5 protein-coding genes are annotated in these 6212 nt (G+C 49.5%); 2 read left to right on the top strand and 3 right to left on the bottom strand.

The window, feature by feature from the left end; translation table 11 throughout:
* Together J0895_RS19865 and J0895_RS19860 are read right to left on the bottom strand one after the other, a co-directional pair.
* A partial coding sequence (locus J0895_RS19865) for a phage tail sheath family protein (RefSeq protein ID WP_207089736.1) occupies positions 1-1711 on the bottom strand: 1711 nt, incomplete at its 3' end.
* Positions 1712-1822: 111 nt separating this feature from the next.
* Positions 1823-2329 carry a Pvc16 family protein gene (locus J0895_RS19860; RefSeq protein WP_207089735.1) on the bottom strand — a complete coding sequence of 169 codons (507 nt, stop codon included), beginning with the start codon at positions 2327-2329 and terminating at the stop codon, positions 1823-1825.
* A 219-nt stretch (positions 2330-2548) separates the two neighbouring features.
* Between J0895_RS19860 and J0895_RS19855 the strand changes: the two genes are divergently transcribed.
* Entirely contained in the window at positions 2549-3859 is a 1311-nt protein-coding gene (locus tag J0895_RS19855; protein ID WP_207089734.1) for a sensor histidine kinase, read from the top strand.
* A 194-nt stretch (positions 3860-4053) separates the two neighbouring features.
* Positions 4054-4731, top strand: coding sequence for a response regulator (locus tag J0895_RS19850; protein ID WP_207089733.1), 678 nt, complete (start codon positions 4054-4056; stop codon positions 4729-4731).
* Between the two features lie 118 nt (positions 4732-4849).
* Here the strand turns inward: J0895_RS19850 and J0895_RS19845 are convergent, their stop codons facing one another.
* Positions 4850-5923: a class I SAM-dependent methyltransferase gene (locus J0895_RS19845; RefSeq protein ID WP_207089732.1), complete on the bottom strand. Its 1074-nt coding sequence runs from the start codon at positions 5921-5923 to the stop codon at positions 4850-4852.
* Between the last annotated feature and the right edge of the window lie 289 nt (positions 5924-6212).

Here is a 6212-nt window from a genome sequence, read left to right as displayed (position 1 = left end):
CCCACTGGCTGATGCGGAAGATCACGAATTCCGCCGGTCGCACGGGGGCGACTCCCACTTCGATGTACAGACGACCCATCATCATGGTGTCGGCGGTGTTGAGTTCGCCGTCGCACTTGACAAAGAAGGATTCTCCGGCGGTACCGCCCACCAATGCGCCCTGACGCCAGAGCCCTTCTAGGAAGCTGGAAACGGTGCGGGTGACTCGTCCCCAGAGGGTGGAATCGTTGGGTTCAAACACGACCCACTGAGTGCCGATTTCAATCGATTTCTCGATATAGCTCATCATCCGACGCACGGGAATGTAACGCCATTGGATGTTATCGGGTTCGGCTAGGGTGCGTGCGCCCCAGATTTTAATGCCGCGATTGTAATTGGAGAAGTTACGGATACAGTTGATACCCAGGGGGTTCAACAGTTCCTGTTCCCGGAAGTTGGTTTCGTAAGACAGACCAATCACACCGCGTGGGGTATCGTTGGCTGGAGCTTTGAACAGACCCCGGGTTTCATCGGTGCGGCACCAGACGCCCATCATGTGACCGCAGGGGGGAATGGCGATCGGACGACCGCCATTGCGGGGGTTAGCAACCTTGATCCAGGGATAGTAAAGCGCGGCAAACATGGACCGGCGGTTAAATCCTTCGCGCAACCATTTGGCTACATCTTGGGGTTTTTGCTGTTCCGGGGGAACGGCGCGATTCTCATTTTTTCCGGGCTTGATTGGGGGTGGGTCGAGGACGACCATGCGGAACGGGGGACTGGGAGCAGAGTTTTCACACATACTCACCATCATTTCCATGACCCCATGTACTTGGTCGATGTCCATGAGTCCTTCTTGATAGACCCGCATCAGGTCGGGACAGGCAATCATGGATACATCGTCAATTTCAAAGATCCCTTGGACGCCGGTGCGATCGTCTCGTTTGCCTTGGAGTTCTCGCGGCAGGCGATCGGGGTCTTGAATGAAGGGGGGTGGGGGGGCAACTTCATAAGTGCCATTGCCGGGGCGCTTGGAGAGGGGTGAGATGGCTCCTAAACCTTCGGGGATGCTAATATCGATCGCCTCGGATTCCTGCAATGCAGTCAAGACATAAGCGCCTAATTCGGCCTCTACATCTTCCTTCATGGTCAGGTTATCGTAGCTCTCCAGGACCGTATCCCCTCGTTTTACGGTTACTTTAAAGAATTGACCATCATCAATCGGTGGTTCTGCATCTTCATCTTCTGGGGGCTTGGGAGTGCTGCTTTCTACTTTGACAGTCACCCGTCCAGTTGCTGCCGGAAGTGCTGGCGCTTCACCATCTTCTGCGGCCTCGCCTGCTCCTTTGATGTTGAACAATAAGGCGGGACGACCGGAGGAAGTGAGCAATTTCGTGGCGGTTTTTTCCGGTGGGGCTGGTTCCGAACCGGGGAGTTTGGTGCCGATGCTACTCACCCAACAGCGACCACCTCCATTTAAAAACCACCCGTAAACAGCAAAGGGGAGGTAAGCATCGAAGTCGGTAAACCCATCCGAGCCGGGTTTGCCAAAATATTCTAAATATTGGTCCCAGTTGGTAACCATCATGGGTTGAAAGACTTCGGCATCACCACGGACATCTTCGGTAAAGCCGATAAAGCCAGGAACGCTGAGACTGACGCCTTCGATGGGGCGACTACCTCGGTCTACTTCTTCAACGTAGACGCCAGGAGCAAAATAATCCAAGGGCATGAGTGGTTGTTCTCCAATTAATAGATAGTTAGATCTACAATGGTTAGCAAACATGAGTGCTGCGGGTCGGTTCGAGCCTCCGCAACAACACGGTTAGTTCGCTAACGCCTTTTATTGAGACGAGGTAAAAGCAATTTCCTTCATAGCGGGTTCGGTTTGGCTGGTGAACGGAACGGTTACAGTTAGATACAACCCGGGACGTAGTGGTACGCCTAATGCAGTCCAAATTGCTGCAATTTCACTCAGCCCATCCGCAGAAATCCTCATCGGTAAAGTTCCCTTGCCTTGCAAGGCTGGAGCTAAACGTTCGGATGGTAAACAACGGTAAGGGAGGAGAACTGTCAGGGCTTCTGACAAGAGATGCTGCTCCCCTAGGGCTGTTTTATCCCAAGCTGTGATCAGAAACGAGACATCAAACCAGATGGTTGAGGGGTCGGTCTGCATAAGGGAGGCTTGCATTTGGGGGCTTGCCCGAACGTCGTAGCAGTAGAGGGTTAACCTCGGAGCCTGATTGTTCAGCTCGGGATTTGGGGAATTGAAATCAATTTGCTCCATACCGATCGCTGAGGTCCCGCCTGCCAGGATTTCTGCTAAGGTCTGGGCAACAGCAGGAATCATAAACCTGGGTGATTAGGCAGCTACAGGTTATAGATTAATAAGATTGCCTGACTCTGGTTATTAGACTTTGGTCGAAATTTTAAAATTTGTGTGTGATTTGAGGATTTCTTGGAATCTGAGGTTAAGGTAGGTTTGACTATCCTCCTATCGGGGAATCAGACTGTCCCTAAAGAGAACCGACTACAAAGAAGAGTAGGTATGGAACCGTTGAGTCCTGGAATGTTTTTGTCTCGCTCTGAAGTGCCTTCTGCCTCCGCTATCGCGGAATTCTCCTTAAAAGAGGCCAAACCCTTGCCGAACCCTGCTCCTTCGCGATCGCAATCCCTGGCGATCGAGTCAGTCTGCCGCAAGCAGATTGAGCAGATCATGGGTTATCTGCCGTTGGTCGGTGCCTGGTTTGTTTACCTAGATTCTGAGGAGGGACAACCTCGACGTTGGGTGGGTCAAGTGCAGGGCGATCGGCCTGAATTTAATGAGGGGGAGTTATCTTACCTAAAGGCTGAGGTTTGGTTACCCCATGAGTTGCCGGTTGCTCGTCTATCTCAACTCAATACCTATTATGTTTACCCCCTCCCTTCCTGGGCTGATGAGGGTTCCACCGTGAGTTTCCCCAAGACTAACTCAGCTTTAGGTGGATTATCAGAACATTTCCCCCCTGAGATTGTTCCCCGTTGCAATTGCCACGGGTCGGCAGATGAGCCAGTAGATGCTCAGAATCATCAGTTTTCTAAACAGGCTCCAATTCATTCCTATCTGTTATTATGGCCTGCTCAATCTTTGTCTCCCTTACAGGTAGAATTTGTCGAACAACAGATGCAAATGCTCCACCATTATCTCCAGGGTGTAGTTGCCTCAAATCGGCAATCTGAGGAACTTGAATCCTTTCGGCAATCCCGCCACAAGGCGGAACATCAACTGCGGAATTCTCTGGCTCTGATTAGCCTTTATGCTGAAACCCTTTGTTTGGGATTACCAACAGGTCCCTTTCTAGAACAAGCCTCAGTGATTCGGGAATCGGTGAGTGAACTCAGTGCTAACTTGACTACTTTACTCAATTGTGATAAACCTGTTCAGAAATTGCCGGAACAGCGCCATGATTTACGCCAGATTGTCGAGGAAACCCTCAAATTTATGCAACCGCGATTGAAGGAAAAAGATATCACGGTTGAGGCTTCTGGAACTTCGGTGATGTTGCCTATAGATCGGTGGCAAATCAAACAGGTCTTTGAGAATCTCTTGAATAATGCGATCGCTTTTAGTCCCCTAGGCAGCCGGATTACTTGCGAGTGGCAAGTTTTTTATAATGAGGTGCTGGTATCCCTGAGCGATCGCGGTCCTGGCCTTTCCCTAGAAGACCTGCAAGAGGCATTTACTCCCTTTTATACCCGACGACCTGGGGGAACTGGATTGGGGTTACCCATCGCTAAAAAAATTATCCTCGACCATCAGGGCAGTATTTGGGTCCAAAATCATCCCGAAGGTGGGGCACTCTTTTCATTTACCTTGCCCCGTCATCCAGAATCGGATTAAAACTTTTCATCCAATGAGAAATCTGACAATTTAGGCTGATTTTAATTGGGTGAAAAAATTAGGATTTATTCTGTGGGGCTACATCTCATGTAAGCCGATTTTCAATAATTTTGAAAGTGGGTCATCCCCCCCTATTAAACTACCTAATGTTTCCATTGTCTGTCCATTTTTGTTAAAGGATACCCCGTAAAACCATGATGACACCTCAGTTAGTCTCTATTCTACTTGTCGATGACGATCCAATATTTCGTCATGGCTTGAAAACTCTACTCAATTTTTACAATAATAACGGTTTGTTTAGGATGGATGTGGTCGGGGAGGCTGCTTCCGTAGACCAAGCGTTAAAGGTGGCTTCCCAGCAACATCCGGCTTTAATATTGATGGATTTAGAATTAGCTCAAACCGATGGAATAGAGGGATTGCTTCGATTGCGGGAGCAATCTTTTCAAGGCAAGGCGATTGTATTATCGGCCCATCATGAAGATGAAGCGGTATTTAGGGCTATGCAAGCGGGGGCGCGAGGTTATGTGTTTAAAGAGTTTGTGGCGAAACAACTCTGGGATGCCATTACTACAGTCATGAAGGATGAAATTTATTTAGCCCCCGAGGTGGCGACAAGCTTTTTTCGCATCTTTCATTTTTATTCTGGGCATTCTTTGCAAGGCTGTAAAAACATCCGCTTAACCGATCGCGAACGGGAAGTTTTAGAATGGTTAGTCCAAGGTGCTTCTAATGAGGAAATCGCCCGTCACCTTTATGTTACAGTTGCAACGGTTAAAGCCCACTTAACGGCTATTTTTGAAAAGCTCGGAGTCAGCAGTCGCACTCAGGCGATCGTCAAAGCATTAAAAGTCGGGTTAGTTGCCAGTTAATCTCCCCTGGAGTCATTCAGAAACCGGGTTTCTTGCCTAAATTTGGGTTAGATATTTTGTGAGAAATCCGGTTTTTAAATACTTTCCGACCCCCGGTTTCTGGGGCATTCCCGGGCAGTTACCGCCGTTGACACAGAATCCATCGCAACTCCATAGGGGGTTTGCCTTGGTTCTGTAAGGGAAATAAATTTTCACCCTGACACCATTTGATAAACCATCCGGTTGGGGGCCATGCGGCGATCGCCAGATGTTCCCGTTCGTACTCTAAAACCGACTCATCGGATAAGACGCTTAAGGGCAATCTCTCCATTGCTTCGGCGAGTTCGGACCGGGTAAAAATACAGGACCAAGTAACCTGAGACAGTTCTCGGGTAAGTTTATCTGGTTCATAGTCATCTACGGCTAAGAACAGACTAAATAATAATAAACCCCCCGGACGTAAGGTATCGGAAATTCGGGCTAACAACAGGCGGAGGCGATCGACTGACCCAAAATGGGAGGCAATCACTTCACAGAGAATCACCCCTTGATAATAAGCCGGTTGTAGCTTGACTTGGCGATCGAGGATATCTCCCAAAATCCCTCGGACGGGCAGTTTCTGTTGTTGTGCCGCCTCTTGGATTTGTTCGACAAAGGCAGGGGTTAACTCCACTGCATCCACGGGATAACCCAGTTGGGCCAAGGGCAGGGTATTTCGACCCGTTCCAGCCCCGATATCTAAGATGGGGGAATCGCCTGGATCTGCAAATTGGGCGGCGATTGCCATCACTTTGGCATCGGGATGAGTGCCAAATAAGGGAGGTTCGCGCAGTTTTACCCAATCCTGGTACTGATCGGCGACGGAAGAAATAAACGGCTTGAGTGTCAGGGTGACCCCCTGGGGACTAGGTTGGTAAGTGAAAATTAATTTGGCATGGGGAGAGGTGGCAAATCCAGAGATTAACTGGTTTTCCAGTTCTTTCGGCAGTTTGGCGAGGGTGGTGGGTTCGATGACGCTGTTGAAACTGCTAAACAAGGCGAAAATCTGTTGCAGATACAGTTGCAATAATTCAGGAACACAGGGGAACAGGATTTCGCCTCTGGCCTGATACTGTGTTTCGAGTTGTTTGAAGTGTTCCGGTTGAATCTGGGGTGAAGGGTGCAGTGTTGATTCTTGGACAAGGGAGGAAGGTGGAGTGTCGTCTGGGTACATAAGAAGAGTACGGGGGTTGAGGGTAGTGATGGACGGAAGAGGGTTTGGAGACCAAACCCCTACAGGAGAGAAGAGGGTTTGGAGACCAAACCCCTACATTAGGGAGAGAAGAGGGTTTGGAGACCAAACCCCTACATTAGGGAGAGAAGAGGGTTTGGAGACCAAACCCCTACAGGAAACAACGATTTTTCGTGATTAAATTTACCACCTTGATGGGCTAGGGTAGCGGGTTACAAACGGCGGCAGAGAATCCAGCGCAATTCGATGGGGGGGAAGGCGTTGGGGAGAT

Origin of the sequence: Phormidium pseudopriestleyi FRX01 (assembly GCF_017313335.1) — a bacterium.
GTDB lineage: Bacteria > Cyanobacteriota > Cyanobacteriia > Cyanobacteriales > Laspinemataceae > Laspinema > Laspinema pseudopriestleyi.
Note: the sequence above shows the minus strand (reverse complement) of the source record. Positions and strands in the feature narration are given on the sequence as shown.

Coding starts and splice junctions, on each gene's coding strand:
- J0895_RS19860 (WP_207089735.1), bottom strand. CDS start 2,329: ATGATTCCTGCTGTTGCCCAGACCTTAGCAGAAATCCTGGCAGGCGGG.
- J0895_RS19855 (WP_207089734.1), top strand. CDS start 2,549: ATGTTTTTGTCTCGCTCTGAAGTGCCTTCTGCCTCCGCTATCGCGGAA.
- J0895_RS19850 (WP_207089733.1), top strand. CDS start 4,054: ATGATGACACCTCAGTTAGTCTCTATTCTACTTGTCGATGACGATCCA.
- J0895_RS19845 (WP_207089732.1), bottom strand. CDS start 5,923: ATGTACCCAGACGACACTCCACCTTCCTCCCTTGTCCAAGAATCAACA.